The organism is Streptococcus sp. 1032, assembly GCF_013277015.1.
In the GTDB taxonomy this organism is placed as follows: Bacteria; Bacillota; Bacilli; order Lactobacillales; family Streptococcaceae; genus Streptococcus.
This window is the reverse complement of the sequence record NZ_VMMD01000008.1, coordinates 15,317-28,374: the sequence shown is the minus strand read 5'-3', so window position 1 is coordinate 28,374 and position 13,058 is coordinate 15,317. Positions and strand designations below refer to the sequence as shown.

Below are 13,058 nucleotides of genomic sequence, written 5' to 3'. Positions count from 1 at the left end.
CCGACAAAAAAGACGGCAACGTTACGGTTACCATCTATTATACCATGATTTTTCTTAAGAACCAAAACTCTTGAAGAAGTTGACAATGGCTTGCCAGAGGGAGCTTAAGAAGTTCCCACCGTCCTCTAGCGCCTTATCCGCATCAAAATTAAGGTTGATATTTTTAAAACTGTCGCCAGCTTGTGAAACAATACTTTGTTTAAGGTCATTTAGGGTTTTAGTGAAATCTGCATTGCTGAGGATATCACTCTTTGAGAGATTCAAAGCAAAATTGATGATGATATTGATTTGGTTTCCTGTTATAACCTGATCAAGTTTGTAATTTTTCAAGGTATCTTCAACAATTTTACGGACATCTTCCTCTGTCAGATTTCCCTTGCTTTCTTTAGCTTTGGCGAGTCCTGACTTGATATCGGCTAGGGCAACGTTTAATTTATTAGCATCATAGCCTGATTTGTCCTTATTTTCAGCATTGATATCTGACAAAGCCTTTAGCTCTTCTTGAGCCAAATCTTTATTGGCCTGCGGCACCTTGGCTCCATTAGCTTCTAGCGAATAATAAATCCCTGCTAAAGCACTTTCTCCTGTAACGGGAATAGGGGCTGCTACAGTGATTTTGGCGTGTTCCACTCCTAAAGTTACGGCTGCATTGCGGTACATATCCTGCGTCACCTTAGTAATGTTTTCTGGTGTTTCAATCTTTACCTCAAGTGGTGATTTGTCACCTAGCTTTTGAATCTTGGCTGATGAATACAATTGTAAGCTAGAGTCATTGGCCACATTCATGATTTTAGAATAGACATCAGGTGTCATAGTCTTGAGTTCTTTAGTATCTGTTGAGGCATTGTAGCCTAGTTTTTTTAGAGTTTGATTTTTTTGATCTTCAGACAATGAAGAACCTAGGACATATTCAGGTTGAACATAGGTTTCATCGATGACTTTTTGAACATCTGTTGCTGCATGGGCGCTATTCATAGCTGTTACTGCCCACAAGACCGCAGCACTGGTCAGAAAGAGTTTCTTTCTCATAGGGATTTTCCTCCTTTACCTTTCTAGAGTAATATATCTATCTTAAAGAAAACTTATAACAAAAACACCTGGGCTAGCCAGATGTCGAAAAGAGAGTGAAACATTTGATGATGTAAAGGTTGAGTTGCACCTGTCTAGAATAATAATAGTTTCCTCCATTTACATAAAGTTCTGCACCGTGAAAAACGGAAATGGGGTGAATATAACTATAAGTCTTTCCAGTGGTATTGCCAAGCAAGGGAGCAACAGTCTCACGAGAGTACTGTTTGGCCAGAGCCAAGGTATTTTCCTTGCCATTTTGGGCGATAAAATCGATATAGGCAGGTCCAAAATTATAGGCTTGAACAGCTGTCCAGACATCTACCCCCTTCTTCTGGGCCAGATAGAGATTGTCTGTCAGAGTTTGCACACCTTGTCGAATGCTAGAAGCATTATCATTGATGGTGTTGGTGGAACCACTTGCAGACTCACTAGACTGCATAACATCGCCTTCTTTTCCTTTTGTTTCGGTATAAATCATAGCGAGCACAAGCTCTTCGTTTGCTGGGGTATCTTTTTCACTCAAGATTTCTCGCACCATGGGTTGATAGGTCATAACTTGCTTAACATCTTGGTGAATGCGGTAAGCTTTATATCCAGCAAAAAGGAAGACTGCTAGTACAAGCACTCTTCGAATTCGTTTAAACATTATTTACTTTGAATATCCTCGATATTTTTGATTAAGATAGAGTAGGTTCCATTATCATTTTGGATAAACTCAACAGACTCGGCGTCTTGATAGACGTTATTGGGAACGATGAGCTCAATTCCATTTGACAAGGAAAGTTTTTGGTTTTCAAATTTTTTAAGCTGACGACTGGCATCAATTTCATCAAACTGAACTGGTTCTGGTACTGCTTCTTTGACTTGGTCAATAAAGCTTAGACGAGCTGTCATGTTGTTATCAAAAAGGTCGTTAGCCAATTTCTCAGGCGATAATTCATTGCTTTCTTCCAGATTGTTAAAAATAGCTGATTTGACCTTGGATTGAAATTGAAAATCATCTGTGTTAAAAGATTCGGCAATTCTCTGGGCTGTCTTTTCCAGTTCCTTGATGGATTTCTTGGGTGAAATCTTAGGGGCGACGGCAAGAAGATTTTCTGAAAAATAGTTCAAGAAAGCCCCGTTGTACTTGATTCGTTTTTCAATCAGATGATACTTGCGACTCTGAAGATTGACCACCAAGGCTTCGTCAGCACCCGTTCCAAATCCAGGCAGGTTATTCTGAGTCAGCTTGATTGGATTATCAACTTCTCCACCGAGGTGAGTCAAGGTCTCACGCAGAGCAATTCTCAAGAAAGCGAAATGTTCCACACCTTCTTTAGAAAATTGCACAAAAATCAAGTCATTGGTCTTGAGATTTTCTGAAATGCTGAACTCCTCTTTCCAGAGATTAGCCAGTGTTACTGATGTCTCCAACAAATCGTCTGTGATATGATTGAAGAAGGGATTTTCTTCCTCGAAAATCCCAGTCTTGGCTTCATCTGAATACACACGTTCAATTTTTCTACGCAGGTATTCTTCGATTTTTGGAGTAATATTGAGAAACTTATCCGCTAGGAACAGCTCGGTATCAGCCGGACTGAACTGGTGAATAATGGCTTTCTTAATATAAATGTCCATAAAAGTTTTAGTCCTCGTATAATGGGAAGGCGTCTGTCAACACTTTGACTTCACTTCTCACTTCTTCTAAGACAGCTTCATTTTCTGCATTCTTAAGGGTTTTAATGATGAGTTCAGCCACTTTGCGACTTTCTTCTTCACCAAATCCACGTGCAGTAATGGCTGCTGCTCCGATACGAATACCACTTGTCTTGAATGGTGACAAGGTTTCGTAAGGGATTGAGTTTTTATTTAGGGTAATATTGACTTCATCCAGCAAGTTTTGGGCAACTTTTCCGTTTTCTACAACTTTAGTCACATCCACTAGGAAGAGGTGATTTTCAGTCCCGCCAGAAATGATACGGAAATCAGTGTCTTGCAAGAAAACATCTGCCATAGCCTTGCTGTTCTTGATAACATTAGCAGCATATTCCTTGAAGGCTGGATCTAATACTTCTTTGAAAGAAACAGCTTTAGCTGCTACAACATGCTCCAAAGGGCCGCCCTGAATACCAGGGAAAATAGCTGAATTGATTTTCTTAGCTAAGTCTTCATCATTGGTCAAAATCAAACCACCACGTGGTCCACGAAGGGTTTTGTGGGTCGTTGTTGTAGTGATATGAGCGTATGGTACTGGGCTTGGATGTAGACCAGCAGCAACCAAACCAGCGATATGAGCCATATCTACCATGAGCTTAGCACCAACGGCATCTGCAATTTCACGGAATTTTGAAAAGTCGATAATTTGAGAATATGCTGAAGCACCTGCTACAATCAGTTTTGGTTTTACTTCTTGGGCTTGTTTCAAGATAGCATCAAAATCCAAGAGTTCCGTTTCAGGATCTACACTATAAGAAACAAAGTTGTAGGTTTGACCAGAAAAACTAACAGGAGCTCCGTGGGTCAAGTGTCCACCTGCTGCCAAATCCATCCCCATAACGGTATCACCTGACTCAATCAAGGCCATGTAAGCCGCACAATTGGCTTGGCTTCCTGAGTGAGGTTGGACATTGGCGAATTTAGCACCGAAAATTTCTTTTGCGCGTTCAATAGCTAGAGATTCTACCACATCTACTACATCTGTTCCACCATAATAACGGTGTCCTGGGTAACCCTCGGCATATTTGTTTGTCAAGATAGACCCTTGAGCTGCCATAACAGCCTTGGAAACTACGTTTTCCGAAGCAATCAACTCGATATTATTCTGTTGGCGTTCTTCTTCTTTGGCAATAGCATTCCAGAGATCAGCATCGTATACTTTAAAATCATCTTTGTCAAAAATCATAGGTCTTCTCCTTTATTGTGTGACTAGTCCATTAGTTTGATTTTACAATAAGAAAATAAACTAAAAGATGCGAATAAACCGTTTCTGCATTTTATCACAAGTATAACCAACTTTTTCATAAAATGCATGAGCACCCAGACGATGATCGGCAGAGTTTAAACGGATAAACCCATAACCACGTCTTTTTGCTTCTTGATCCAACCCTTGCAGTAAGCTTTTACCAATACCTTGATCTTGCGCTTGAGGTGAAACTGCTAAGGATAAAATATTAAATCCTGCTTTAGAATAAAGTGATTCATAGACCTCAGCGTGGACATATCCAAGCAACGCATGACTAGCTTCATCCTCATAGCCAAGAAGGAAATGATGGGAATCCTGAGATAATCTAGCTAGTTGACTAGCTGTATCCTCTTGACTAAAAGAATAACCCAAAGCATCTTGGTTGATGTCACAAATAGCTTTCACATCAGTTTCTATTAAATTTCTTAGCATTTCATGCCTCCTCCAAAGAAATCTCTGGCAACCGAGCAAGAATATCTTCTCGCTTAATGGCCCCTTGGCGTAAGATTTTCACCTTGTCTCCAGACAAATCTATAATAGTCGAATCTTGTCCAGTTAGAAAAGCATCGTCTTCCAGACCCAGAACCTCTTGGTCAAAATCCTTCAGAATTTGTTCAAAGGTTACTCCACTTGCCTGACCTGAGATATTGGCAGACGGCCCAATCAAGGGACCTGTCTTTCGAATCAAATCAAGCGTGATGGGATGACTGGGAATTCGAAATCCAACAGTCGCGAGACCAGAATTGACCCAATAGGGAACTCGGTCATTGGCTTCGAGAATAATGGTCAAGGGACCTGGTAAAAAGGTCTCTACAAGTTTTTGTAGATAAGTTGGCTGATTCTTAGAAAAGTGCAAGATGTCCTCGAGAGAGGCGATATTGAGATTGAGGGCCTTATCTCTAGGACGACGTTTGAGCTGGTATACATGATTAACTGCTTTTTCATCTAAGGCCTTAGCAAAAAGACCGTAAACTGTCTCTGTAGGTAAAACGACAGCTCCACCATTTTCCAACTCTTGTTTAATCCTGTCCATCATCAACCACGACCATCCTATCTTGACCAAATTGGTCCTTGAGTGTTCGTACTCGCTTTTCAGTAAGATGTTTCCTAAAAAGTTCAGGAACACTTTGACCTTGCTTGTATCCAATTTCAAGGTAAATCTTGCCACCGTCTTTGAGATAGTCTGTTGCATCTTCCGCAATTCTACGGTAAATAGCTAGGCCATCCTCGTCTGCAAAGAGAGCTAGATGAGGCTCCGAATGCAAAACATTCAGGCCGACCTCTGACTCATCTTCACGAGAGATATAGGGTGGATTGGAAACAATTATATCATATTTTTCAGAAATTTCTGTAAAACAGTCAGATTTTTTTAAAAATATTTGAAGATTTTGATTTTTAGCATTTTCGTTAGCTAAATCTAAAGCATTTTGGGAAATATCTGCTGCTGTCACTGACCAATCTGGTCTATTTTTTGCTAGAGCGAGAGCAATAGCTCCACTACCTGTTCCAATATCCAGAACAGAAAGATTCCTCTCAGGATTTTCAGCCAGGATAAGCTCCACCAACTCCTCTGTTTCTGGACGAGGGATCAATACTCGCTCATCCACTTTTAACTGCATTCCATAAAAATCTGCCTGTCCAATGATGTACTGGGCAGGTTTATGAGCTGCCAACTGTTGGAAAATTCCTTTTACAAATTGTTCTGCTTCTTCTGTTACCTCTTTCTGGAGGGCAAAAACAAAGTCCGTAAAAGATAGATTTTTCAGGCTACGATAGACAAAAGAGAGGCTTTCAGCTTCCTCTCCTTGTCTTATCAACTCTTCTTCAAAATCTGAAAATAATTGAGCTAATTTCATTATTTGTTTAATTCTTCTAATTTTTGTGTTTGGTCATAAAGCACCAAGGCGTCCACAACTTCGTCCAATTTACCAGATAAAATCGTATCTAGTTTTTGGAGGGTTAAGCCGATACGGTGATCTGTAACACGGTTTTGTGGGAAATTATAAGTACGAATCCGTTCTGAACGGTCACCAGTACCGATTGTTGACTTACGCTCAGCGTCTTGTTCATCCTGAGCAATTTGTGCAAAGTGGTCAGCAACACGCGCACGGATGATTTTCATGGCCTTCTCACGGTTCTTCTGCTGAGTACGTTCTTCCTGCATTTCGACCTTGATATTGGTTGGCAAGTGAACGATACGAACGGCAGTCGCAACCTTGTTGACGTTCTGTCCACCAGCACCAGAGGCGTGATAGATGTCGACACGAAGGTCTTTTGGATCAATGTCGTATTCAATCTCTTCAACTTCAGGCATGACAAGAACTGTCGCTGTCGAAGTATGAACACGACCTTGACTTTCTGTCACAGGGACACGTTGCACACGGTGGGCACCTGATTCGTACTTGAGTTTAGAGTAAACCGACTGACCAGAAACCATAGCAACCACTTCTTTAAAACCACCGACACCATTCATAGAGGCTTCCATGACTTCAAAGCGCCAACCTTGGGCTTCCGCATACTTTTGATACATGGTTAGCAAATCTCCAGCGAAAAGTGCCGCTTCGTCTCCACCAGCTGCTCCACGGATTTCAAGGATGATATTCTTGTCATCGTTTGGATCCTTTGGAAGGAGCAAGATTTTCAATTTTTCTTCGTATTCTTCTTTTTCAGCCTTGGCATCTTTGAGCTCTTGCTTGGCCATTTCTTCCAAGTCCGCATCTCCACCTGATTCCTTAATCATCTCTTCAGCATCAACGATGTTTTGAAGGACTTGTTTGTACTCACGGTAGGCTGTTACGGTATCACGAGTTGAAGCTTCTTCTTTTGAAAGCTCCATAAAACGTTTGGTGTCAGAGACCACATCCGGGTCACTCAGCAATTCTCCTAATTCTTCATAACGGTCTTCTACAGCTTGTAGTTGATCATAGATGTTCATTTTTCTTCATTCTCCTTATTGATTTCAGGGGCAAAATAATGTTTACGGCAAACCGAGATATAGGTTTCATTACCACCAATCTGGATCTGTTCTCCATCGTAAACGGGCAGTCCATCCTGTGTACGCAACACCATGGTCGCCTTTTTCTTGCAATACTGACAGATGGTCTTGATTTCGTCAATCTTGTCTGCTAAAAGCAAGAGATACTTGGAACCTTCGAACAATTCATTACGAAAGTCATTTTTCAAGCCAAAAGCCATGACGGGTATGTCTAACTCATCAACAACACGAGCTAGATCATAAACATGATGACGTTTGAGAAACTGGGCTTCATCGACCAACACACAGTAAGGTGTTTCTGGTAGGTCTCGGATAAATCCAAAGATATCCGTCGTTTCTTCAATCGCAATGGCAGGGCGTTTCATGCCAATACGACTCGACACATAGCCAACACCGTCACGAGTATCAAGAGCTGAGGTCATAATCACAACACCTTTTCCTTGCTCCTCATAGTTATAGGCCACCTTGAGAATCTCAATCGTCTTACCAGAGTTCATGGTCCCATAACGATAATACAACTGTGCCATGTTTCTTGCTTCACGTCCATTTCTAAATTTTTGCTACATTCTAGTATATCATAATTTTCTTAAGCTTTAAATGGCAAAATGTGGTAAAATAGAAGAAATCAAAACTAGTGGAGGAAGCCATTATGCCATTTGTACGCATCGATTTATTTGAAGGACGCACGCTCGAGCAAAAGAAAGCTCTTGCTAAGGAAGTAACGGAAGCGGTTGTCCGTAACACTGGAGCCCCTCAATCTGCTGTCCATGTCATCATCAACGACATGCCAGAAGGAACTTACTTCCCACAAGGGGAAATGCGCACCAAATAAGTTAGCTTAAGCAGAATTGCTTAGGCTTTTTCAATCTCCAAGTAACATCCATTGAAGAAATAGCCTAAATTTGTTACAATTTGAAAAGAGACTTGGAAAAATTTCCAAGAAAAGAGCTATTAATTAAAGGAAACATTATGATTACACGTGAATTTGATACCATCGCTGCTATCTCTACTCCACTAGGTGAAGGGGCTATTGGTATTGTCCGCCTGAGCGGAACAGAAAGTTTTGCTATTGCGCAAAAGATTTTTAAAGGAAAAGACTTGAACAAGGTTGCCAGCCACACTCTCAACTACGGTCACATCGTTGACCCTCAGACAGGAAAAGTCATGGACGAAGTCATGGTTGGAGCCATGAAATCTCCAAAAACCTTCACTCGTGAAGATATTATCGAGATTAACACTCACGGTGGGATTGCCGTGACCAATGAAATTCTCCAACTAGCTATCCGTGAAGGAGCTCGATTGGCTGAGCCTGGTGAATTTACTAAACGTGCCTTTTTAAACGGTCGCGTAGACTTGACACAGGCTGAGGCAGTGATGGATATCATCCGTGCTAAGACTGACAAGGCTATGAACATTGCAGTTAAGCAATTAGACGGCTCCCTTTCTGACCTGATTAACAATACCCGGCAAGAAATCCTCAACACACTTGCCCAAGTTGAGGTTAATATCGACTATCCTGAATATGACGATGTTGAGGAAGCTACTACTGCAGTTGTCCGAGAGAAGACAATGGAGTTTGAACAATTACTAACCAATCTCCTTAGAACAGCCCGCCGTGGTAAAATCCTTCGTGAAGGAATTTCCACTGCCATCATCGGACGCCCGAACGTTGGAAAATCCAGCCTCCTCAACAACCTCTTACGTGAGGACAAGGCTATCGTTACAGACATTGCTGGTACCACACGTGATGTCATCGAAGAATACGTCAACATCAATGGTGTTCCTCTCAAATTGATTGATACAGCAGGTATCCGTGAAACGGATGACATTGTGGAACAAATAGGTGTTGAGCGTTCGAAAAAAGCCCTCAAGGAAGCTGACCTAGTACTACTAGTGTTAAATGCTAGTGAACTGCTGACAGCCCAAGATCGCCAACTTCTTGATATTAGCCAAGATACAAACCGCATTATACTTCTTAATAAAACCGACCTGCCTGAAGCGATTGAAACTTCGGAACTACCTGAAGATGTTATCCGTATTTCAGTTCTTAAAAACCAAAATATCGATAAGATTGAAGAGAGAATCAACAACCTCTTCTTCGAAAATGCTGGTTTGGTTGAGCAAGACGCTACTTACTTGTCAAATGCCCGTCACATTTCCTTGATTGAGAAGGCCGTTGAAAGCCTACAAGCTGTTAACCAAGGTCTTGAACTAGGTATGCCAGTTGACTTGCTTCAAGTTGATTTGACTCGAACTTGGGAAATCCTCGGAGAAATCACTGGGGATGCTGCTCCTGATGAACTCATTACCCAACTCTTTAGCCAATTCTGTTTAGGAAAATAAGAAAAATCCATGATCGTTCTTACGGTCATGGATTTTATTATCTTTATTAGTAATCTGGTCTTAAGACACCTGTTACAGTTGCCTTGGTCGCTTCGTAGTCGCCATCTACGACAACCTTGATAATACGTTTGGCATCTTCTTCTGGTGCTGGAACTAGAGGTAATCGAGTTGGTCCAGCTTCAAATCCCATATAGTTAAGAACGGCCTTAACAGGAGCAGGACTTGGATAAGAGAAGAGGGCATTGACTTTAGGAATGAATTTACGCTGAATAGCCGCTGCTTTTTTCATATCGCTTTCCGCAATGGCAGTAAACATCTCGTGCATTTCATCCCCATTTGTATGGGATACAACAGAAATAACCCCATCCGCACCAAGGTTCATGGCATGGAAAGCATCTCCATCCTCACCAGTATAGACCAAGAACTCTTCTGGCTTATGCTCAATCAAGTAAGCCATATTGGCCAAGCTAGTACATTCTTTGACACCAATGATATTTGGATGGTCAGCCAAACGAAGCATGGTTTCTGGAGTTAATTCAACAACCACACGCCCTGGAATGTTATAGATGATAATAGGCAAATCTGATGCATCTGCAATAGCCTTAAAGTGCTGATACATTCCTTCTTGAGAAGGTTTGTTGTAGTAAGGAACAATAGCAAGACCAGCAGCAAAACCGCCAAATTCCGCTACTTCTTTGACAAACTCGATCGAGTCTCGCGTATCATTGGTACCTACACCCGCAATCAAAGGGACACGTCCATTGACAATCTTTTGTACAGCCGCAAAGAGTTCCAACTCCTCATCGTGGGTCAAAGTTGGACTCTCAGCAGTCGTTCCTGCGAGAAGAATACCATCTGTATGATGGGCCAATAAATGCTCAATCAAGGCTGGAATAGCATCAAAGTTGATGGAACCATCCTCGTGGAAGGGAGTAATAAAGGCCGTGATGATTTTACACTCTTTTAAATCTTGATAAGACATGAAAACACCTCTCTATTTCAAAGAAGGAGTTCATCTGAACTCCTAAACGATATGACTATTTTAATTCAAATTTCAATTTGGCAGTTGGACGAACCAATCCACGTTCGTGGAGAGTTTCAGCAATCTGAACTGAGTTCCAAGCAGCACCTTTGAGAAGGTTGTCTGAAACAACCCACATGTGAATTCCTTTTTCAGCATCCAAGTCTTTACGGATACGACCAACAAAGGTATCACGTGAACCTACTGCATTGATGGCTTGCGGATAGATTTGATGAGCTACATCATCTTCAAGAACAGCGCCTGGGAAGGCTGCGATAGCTGCTTTGACTTCTTCTATTGGAGCCACTTCTTTTGTTTCGATGTAAACAGACTCAGAGTGAGCTGACAAGACTGGAATACGGACACATGTTGCCGATACTGCAATGCTATCATCTTCCATGATTTTCTTAGTTTCCTTGGTCATCTTCATCTCTTCGTATGTGTAATCATTGTCAGTGAAGACATCGATTTGTGGAAGAGCATTGAAGGCGATAGGATAATGTTTCTTGTCACCGCCTGAAGGCAAGATTTCCGCATGCAAATCACGTGGTTTCACCCCATCATTCAAGACTTCACGAAGTTCACGTTGTGTTTCAAGAATCGCTCCCATACCAGCACCTGAAACTGCTTGGTAAGTTGAAACAATGATACGGTCCAAGCCCCATTTTTGGCGAACTGGCTCAAGAGCTACCATCATTTGGATTGTTGAACAGTTAGGGCAAGCAATAATCCCGTTGTGGGCATCAAGTGCATGAGCATTGACCTCTGGAACAACCAAAGGAACATCTGGATTTTGACGGAAGTAAGATGTGTTATCTACTACTACCGCGCCAGCTTTAACTGCGTATGGTGCATACTTAGCTGATGTAGAACCGCCTGCTGAAAAGAGAGCAATGTCAACTCCTTCAAAAGCTGTTTCAATCGTTTCTTCAATCGTAATGTCTTGGTCTTTAAATTTCAAAGTCTTGCCTGCTGAACGTGCAGAAGCAAGTAAACGAATTTTATCGATTGGAAGTGTTGATTCTTCCAACATTTTTATCATCTGAGCACCGACAGCACCTGTCGCGCCGACTACAGCAACTGTATATCCCATACATAACCTCTTTCGGAATTTTCTAAAAATTTCTATAATAGAAGTATTATACTACTTTTTCCATGAATTGCAAAGCTTTTTCATCATTTTTTGGAAAATAAAAATCCCCAATCGCTAGACTAGGGACTAAGAGGCATCTTCATGTGATGAGCAGGTTCACACAACTCATCAAGGTCCGCTCCTGCGTTATGACCTCCTTATGCTCAATAGTAGTCCAAAGACTACCTATCGACTCATCGCATCTTCTATTCTACTAAAGAGAATGACTTTTGTCAACAGCCAAAACGCCTTAACTTCATTTATACAGGTCGATAAGAAAAACCTTGATCTCCCAAGGTCATTTTGTTTCTATCATGCTAATTGCCGGGATTGAACCGGCGACCTCATCCTTACCATGGATGCGCTCTGCCAACTGAGCTAAATCAGCTTACTTGAAAAGTATACTATAATCAGAAAAGCTTGTCAAGTTTCCTTAGAAATTTTCTATAAGAAAAAGCCAGGTAAAGGCTACCTAGCTTGTCTTCTTCTATTTGCTTAAATCGATTCGACGACCAATTTTACCGATAATAATCGCTCCAATAATCAATGAGGCAAATTCACCGATCCCTGTTGTAAACCAAGTAAGGAAGAATGGTAATTCTGCTACAATATTTAACTCTGCAGCGATGGTAAACATGGAAATTGAAAAGAGGATTGAGAAGAAGAAATGATCTTTTCGAATCAATCCGTTAAAGAGGTAATCCTTGCTGTATTTTGCAAAAAGCCAAACACCTAAACTGAGGAATACTAAGGTTGAACCACCACCAACAAAGACATCTAGCAGTCCGAAGCTAAAGAAATTAGCAATCATACAACCGATAGTAACTCCGATGATGTACTTGGGATTGTAAAAAGCCATAAAGTTCATCATTTCTGAAATACGGAACTGATAAGCACCATAGCTAATGGCATTTAGAGGCGGTGTGACAGTCAAAACGACATAGATAGCAGCGACGATTGCAATATCTGCAACATCACGAATAGTTAATTTTTTCATCTTTTCTCCTTTGGCGGTTATCCGCGTGTAATATGCTTGGTGAAAGAAGCTAAGCACCAAGGGTTGACTCAATCAACCTTACTAGTATAGCACAATAGCCTGCTTTATGCTATACTTAAAGCATGAAAAAACCTATTCAAAATTTTTTTAACAATGAAATCTTAGCCTATCTCTTTTTTGGCCTTGCAACAACTCTAGTTTCGATTCTCTCACGACTAGTCATTTATCAGCTAACTCATCAGGAACTCCTTGCTACTGCCCTAGCAAATATTATTGGTATCCTCTTTGCCTTTATCACAAATGATACGATTGTATTTAAGCAAGCAAGGAAGAATCGGCTTATTCGTTTAGTGAAATTTTCTCTTGCTCGCCTTTCTACTTTTCTGTTAGATTTACTATTTACTTTTCTGTTTGTGACTCAATTCCCTCATATCATAGGGCAATTTGTAAATGAAGACATTGATAAGATAAATACTATTGAAACAATAATTGCACAAATACTCATTATTATCATCAATTATATCTTGAGCAAGATCTATATTTTTAGAAAATAAT

15 protein-coding genes, 1 tRNA gene and 1 riboswitch are annotated in these 13,058 nt (G+C 40.9%); of the genes, 3 read left to right on the top strand and 13 right to left on the bottom strand.

Annotation, left to right across the window (positions count from 1 at the left end):
• Positions 1 to 54: 54 nt before the first annotated feature.
• The 9 genes from HT711_RS01605 to HT711_RS01565 all read right to left on the bottom strand — a co-directional run bounded on the left by HT711_RS01605 (position 55) and on the right by HT711_RS01565 (position 7,537).
• On the bottom strand, positions 55 to 1,029 hold the full coding sequence (locus tag HT711_RS01605; protein ID WP_042751122.1) for a DUF1002 domain-containing protein: 975 nt from the start codon (positions 1,027 to 1,029) through the stop codon (positions 55 to 57).
• Between the two features lie 73 nt (positions 1,030 to 1,102).
• On the bottom strand, positions 1,103 to 1,717 hold the full coding sequence (gene pmp23, locus HT711_RS01600; protein WP_173249708.1) for a cell wall hydrolase Pmp23: 615 nt from the start codon (positions 1,715 to 1,717) through the stop codon (positions 1,103 to 1,105).
• A complete protein-coding gene (locus HT711_RS01595) occupies positions 1,717 to 2,691 on the bottom strand; it encodes a nucleoid-associated protein (RefSeq protein ID WP_173249707.1) in 975 nt (324 codons plus the stop codon). The genes pmp23 and HT711_RS01595 overlap by 1 nt, the downstream gene beginning before the upstream one ends.
• A gap of 7 nt (positions 2,692 to 2,698) precedes the next feature.
• Positions 2,699 to 3,955: a serine hydroxymethyltransferase gene (gene glyA, locus HT711_RS01590; RefSeq protein WP_173249706.1), complete on the bottom strand. Its 1,257-nt coding sequence runs from the start codon at positions 3,953 to 3,955 to the stop codon at positions 2,699 to 2,701.
• A gap of 60 nt (positions 3,956 to 4,015) precedes the next feature.
• Positions 4,016 to 4,447: a GNAT family N-acetyltransferase gene (locus HT711_RS01585; protein WP_173234003.1), complete on the bottom strand. Its 432-nt coding sequence runs from the start codon at positions 4,445 to 4,447 to the stop codon at positions 4,016 to 4,018.
• A gap of 1 nt (position 4,448) precedes the next feature.
• Positions 4,449 to 5,051, bottom strand: a complete 603-nt coding sequence (locus HT711_RS01580) for an L-threonylcarbamoyladenylate synthase (RefSeq protein WP_173234001.1) — start codon at positions 5,049 to 5,051, stop codon at positions 4,449 to 4,451.
• Positions 5,035 to 5,871, bottom strand: coding sequence for a peptide chain release factor N(5)-glutamine methyltransferase (prmC, locus tag HT711_RS01575; RefSeq protein WP_173233999.1), 837 nt, complete (start codon positions 5,869 to 5,871; stop codon positions 5,035 to 5,037). Before prmC ends, HT711_RS01580 begins: the two co-directional genes overlap by 17 nt.
• Entirely contained in the window at positions 5,871 to 6,950 is a 1,080-nt protein-coding gene (gene prfA / locus HT711_RS01570) for a peptide chain release factor 1 (protein ID WP_173233997.1), read from the bottom strand. Before prfA ends, prmC begins: the two co-directional genes overlap by 1 nt.
• A complete protein-coding gene (locus HT711_RS01565; protein WP_173233995.1) occupies positions 6,947 to 7,537 on the bottom strand; it encodes a thymidine kinase in 591 nt (196 codons plus the stop codon). The genes prfA and HT711_RS01565 overlap by 4 nt, the downstream gene beginning before the upstream one ends.
• Positions 7,538 to 7,659: 122 nt before the next feature.
• Between HT711_RS01565 and HT711_RS01560 the strand changes: the two genes are divergently transcribed.
• Together HT711_RS01560 and mnmE are read left to right on the top strand one after the other, a co-directional pair.
• A complete protein-coding gene (locus HT711_RS01560; RefSeq protein ID WP_001117401.1) occupies positions 7,660 to 7,842 on the top strand; it encodes a 4-oxalocrotonate tautomerase in 183 nt (60 codons plus the stop codon).
• A gap of 137 nt (positions 7,843 to 7,979) precedes the next feature.
• A complete protein-coding gene (gene mnmE, locus HT711_RS01555) occupies positions 7,980 to 9,353 on the top strand; it encodes a tRNA uridine-5-carboxymethylaminomethyl(34) synthesis GTPase MnmE (RefSeq protein WP_173233993.1) in 1,374 nt (457 codons plus the stop codon).
• 46 nt (positions 9,354 to 9,399) lie between these two features.
• Here mnmE and dapA read toward each other — a convergent pair whose 3' ends face one another.
• From dapA to HT711_RS01535, 4 genes are all read right to left on the bottom strand, one after another.
• The gene (dapA, locus tag HT711_RS01550; RefSeq protein ID WP_173233991.1) at positions 9,400 to 10,335 is read right to left on the bottom strand and encodes a 4-hydroxy-tetrahydrodipicolinate synthase; all 936 of its coding nucleotides are present in this window, start codon (positions 10,333 to 10,335) and stop codon (positions 9,400 to 9,402) included.
• 55 nt (positions 10,336 to 10,390) lie between these two features.
• Positions 10,391 to 11,467 carry an aspartate-semialdehyde dehydrogenase gene (locus tag HT711_RS01545; RefSeq protein WP_119947698.1) on the bottom strand — a complete coding sequence of 359 codons (1,077 nt, stop codon included), beginning with the start codon at positions 11,465 to 11,467 and terminating at the stop codon, positions 10,391 to 10,393.
• Between the two features lie 354 nt (positions 11,468 to 11,821).
• A tRNA-Thr gene (locus HT711_RS01540) sits at positions 11,822 to 11,894 on the bottom strand.
• A gap of 99 nt (positions 11,895 to 11,993) precedes the next feature.
• Complete coding sequence (locus HT711_RS01535) at positions 11,994 to 12,503, bottom strand: QueT transporter family protein (protein WP_000737071.1); 510 nt, start codon at positions 12,501 to 12,503, stop codon at positions 11,994 to 11,996.
• Positions 12,501 to 12,597: riboswitch (PreQ1 riboswitch) on the bottom strand. It overlaps the preceding gene by 3 nt.
• 28 nt (positions 12,598 to 12,625) lie before the next feature.
• On the opposite strand from HT711_RS01535, the gene HT711_RS01530 reads away from it, so the two are divergent.
• Positions 12,626 to 13,057 carry a GtrA family protein gene (locus tag HT711_RS01530; protein ID WP_173233989.1) on the top strand — a complete coding sequence of 144 codons (432 nt, stop codon included), beginning with the start codon at positions 12,626 to 12,628 and terminating at the stop codon, positions 13,055 to 13,057.
• Position 13,058: the final 1 nt, after the last annotated feature.

What these genes read in the sequence shown, in the direction of transcription:
- HT711_RS01560 (WP_001117401.1), top strand. Translation starts at nt 7,660, where the DNA reads ATGCCATTTGTACGCATCGATTTATTTGAAGGACGCACGCTCGAGCAA.
- pmp23 (WP_173249708.1), bottom strand. Translation starts at nt 1,717, where the DNA reads ATGTTTAAACGAATTCGAAGAGTGCTTGTACTAGCAGTCTTCCTTTTT.
- HT711_RS01530 (WP_173233989.1), top strand. Translation starts at nt 12,626, where the DNA reads ATGAAAAAACCTATTCAAAATTTTTTTAACAATGAAATCTTAGCCTAT.
- prfA (WP_173233997.1), bottom strand. Translation starts at nt 6,950, where the DNA reads ATGAACATCTATGATCAACTACAAGCTGTAGAAGACCGTTATGAAGAA.
- prmC (WP_173233999.1), bottom strand. Translation starts at nt 5,871, where the DNA reads ATGAAATTAGCTCAATTATTTTCAGATTTTGAAGAAGAGTTGATAAGA.
- HT711_RS01535 (WP_000737071.1), bottom strand. Translation starts at nt 12,503, where the DNA reads ATGAAAAAATTAACTATTCGTGATGTTGCAGATATTGCAATCGTCGCT.
- dapA (WP_173233991.1), bottom strand. Translation starts at nt 10,335, where the DNA reads ATGTCTTATCAAGATTTAAAAGAGTGTAAAATCATCACGGCCTTTATT.
- glyA (WP_173249706.1), bottom strand. Translation starts at nt 3,955, where the DNA reads ATGATTTTTGACAAAGATGATTTTAAAGTATACGATGCTGATCTCTGG.
- HT711_RS01545 (WP_119947698.1), bottom strand. Translation starts at nt 11,467, where the DNA reads ATGGGATATACAGTTGCTGTAGTCGGCGCGACAGGTGCTGTCGGTGCT.
- HT711_RS01580 (WP_173234001.1), bottom strand. Translation starts at nt 5,051, where the DNA reads ATGATGGACAGGATTAAACAAGAGTTGGAAAATGGTGGAGCTGTCGTT.
- HT711_RS01565 (WP_173233995.1), bottom strand. Translation starts at nt 7,537, where the DNA reads ATGGCACAGTTGTATTATCGTTATGGGACCATGAACTCTGGTAAGACG.
- mnmE (WP_173233993.1), top strand. Translation starts at nt 7,980, where the DNA reads ATGATTACACGTGAATTTGATACCATCGCTGCTATCTCTACTCCACTA.
- HT711_RS01605 (WP_042751122.1), bottom strand. Translation starts at nt 1,029, where the DNA reads ATGAGAAAGAAACTCTTTCTGACCAGTGCTGCGGTCTTGTGGGCAGTA.
- HT711_RS01595 (WP_173249707.1), bottom strand. Translation starts at nt 2,691, where the DNA reads ATGGACATTTATATTAAGAAAGCCATTATTCACCAGTTCAGTCCGGCT.
- HT711_RS01585 (WP_173234003.1), bottom strand. Translation starts at nt 4,447, where the DNA reads ATGCTAAGAAATTTAATAGAAACTGATGTGAAAGCTATTTGTGACATC.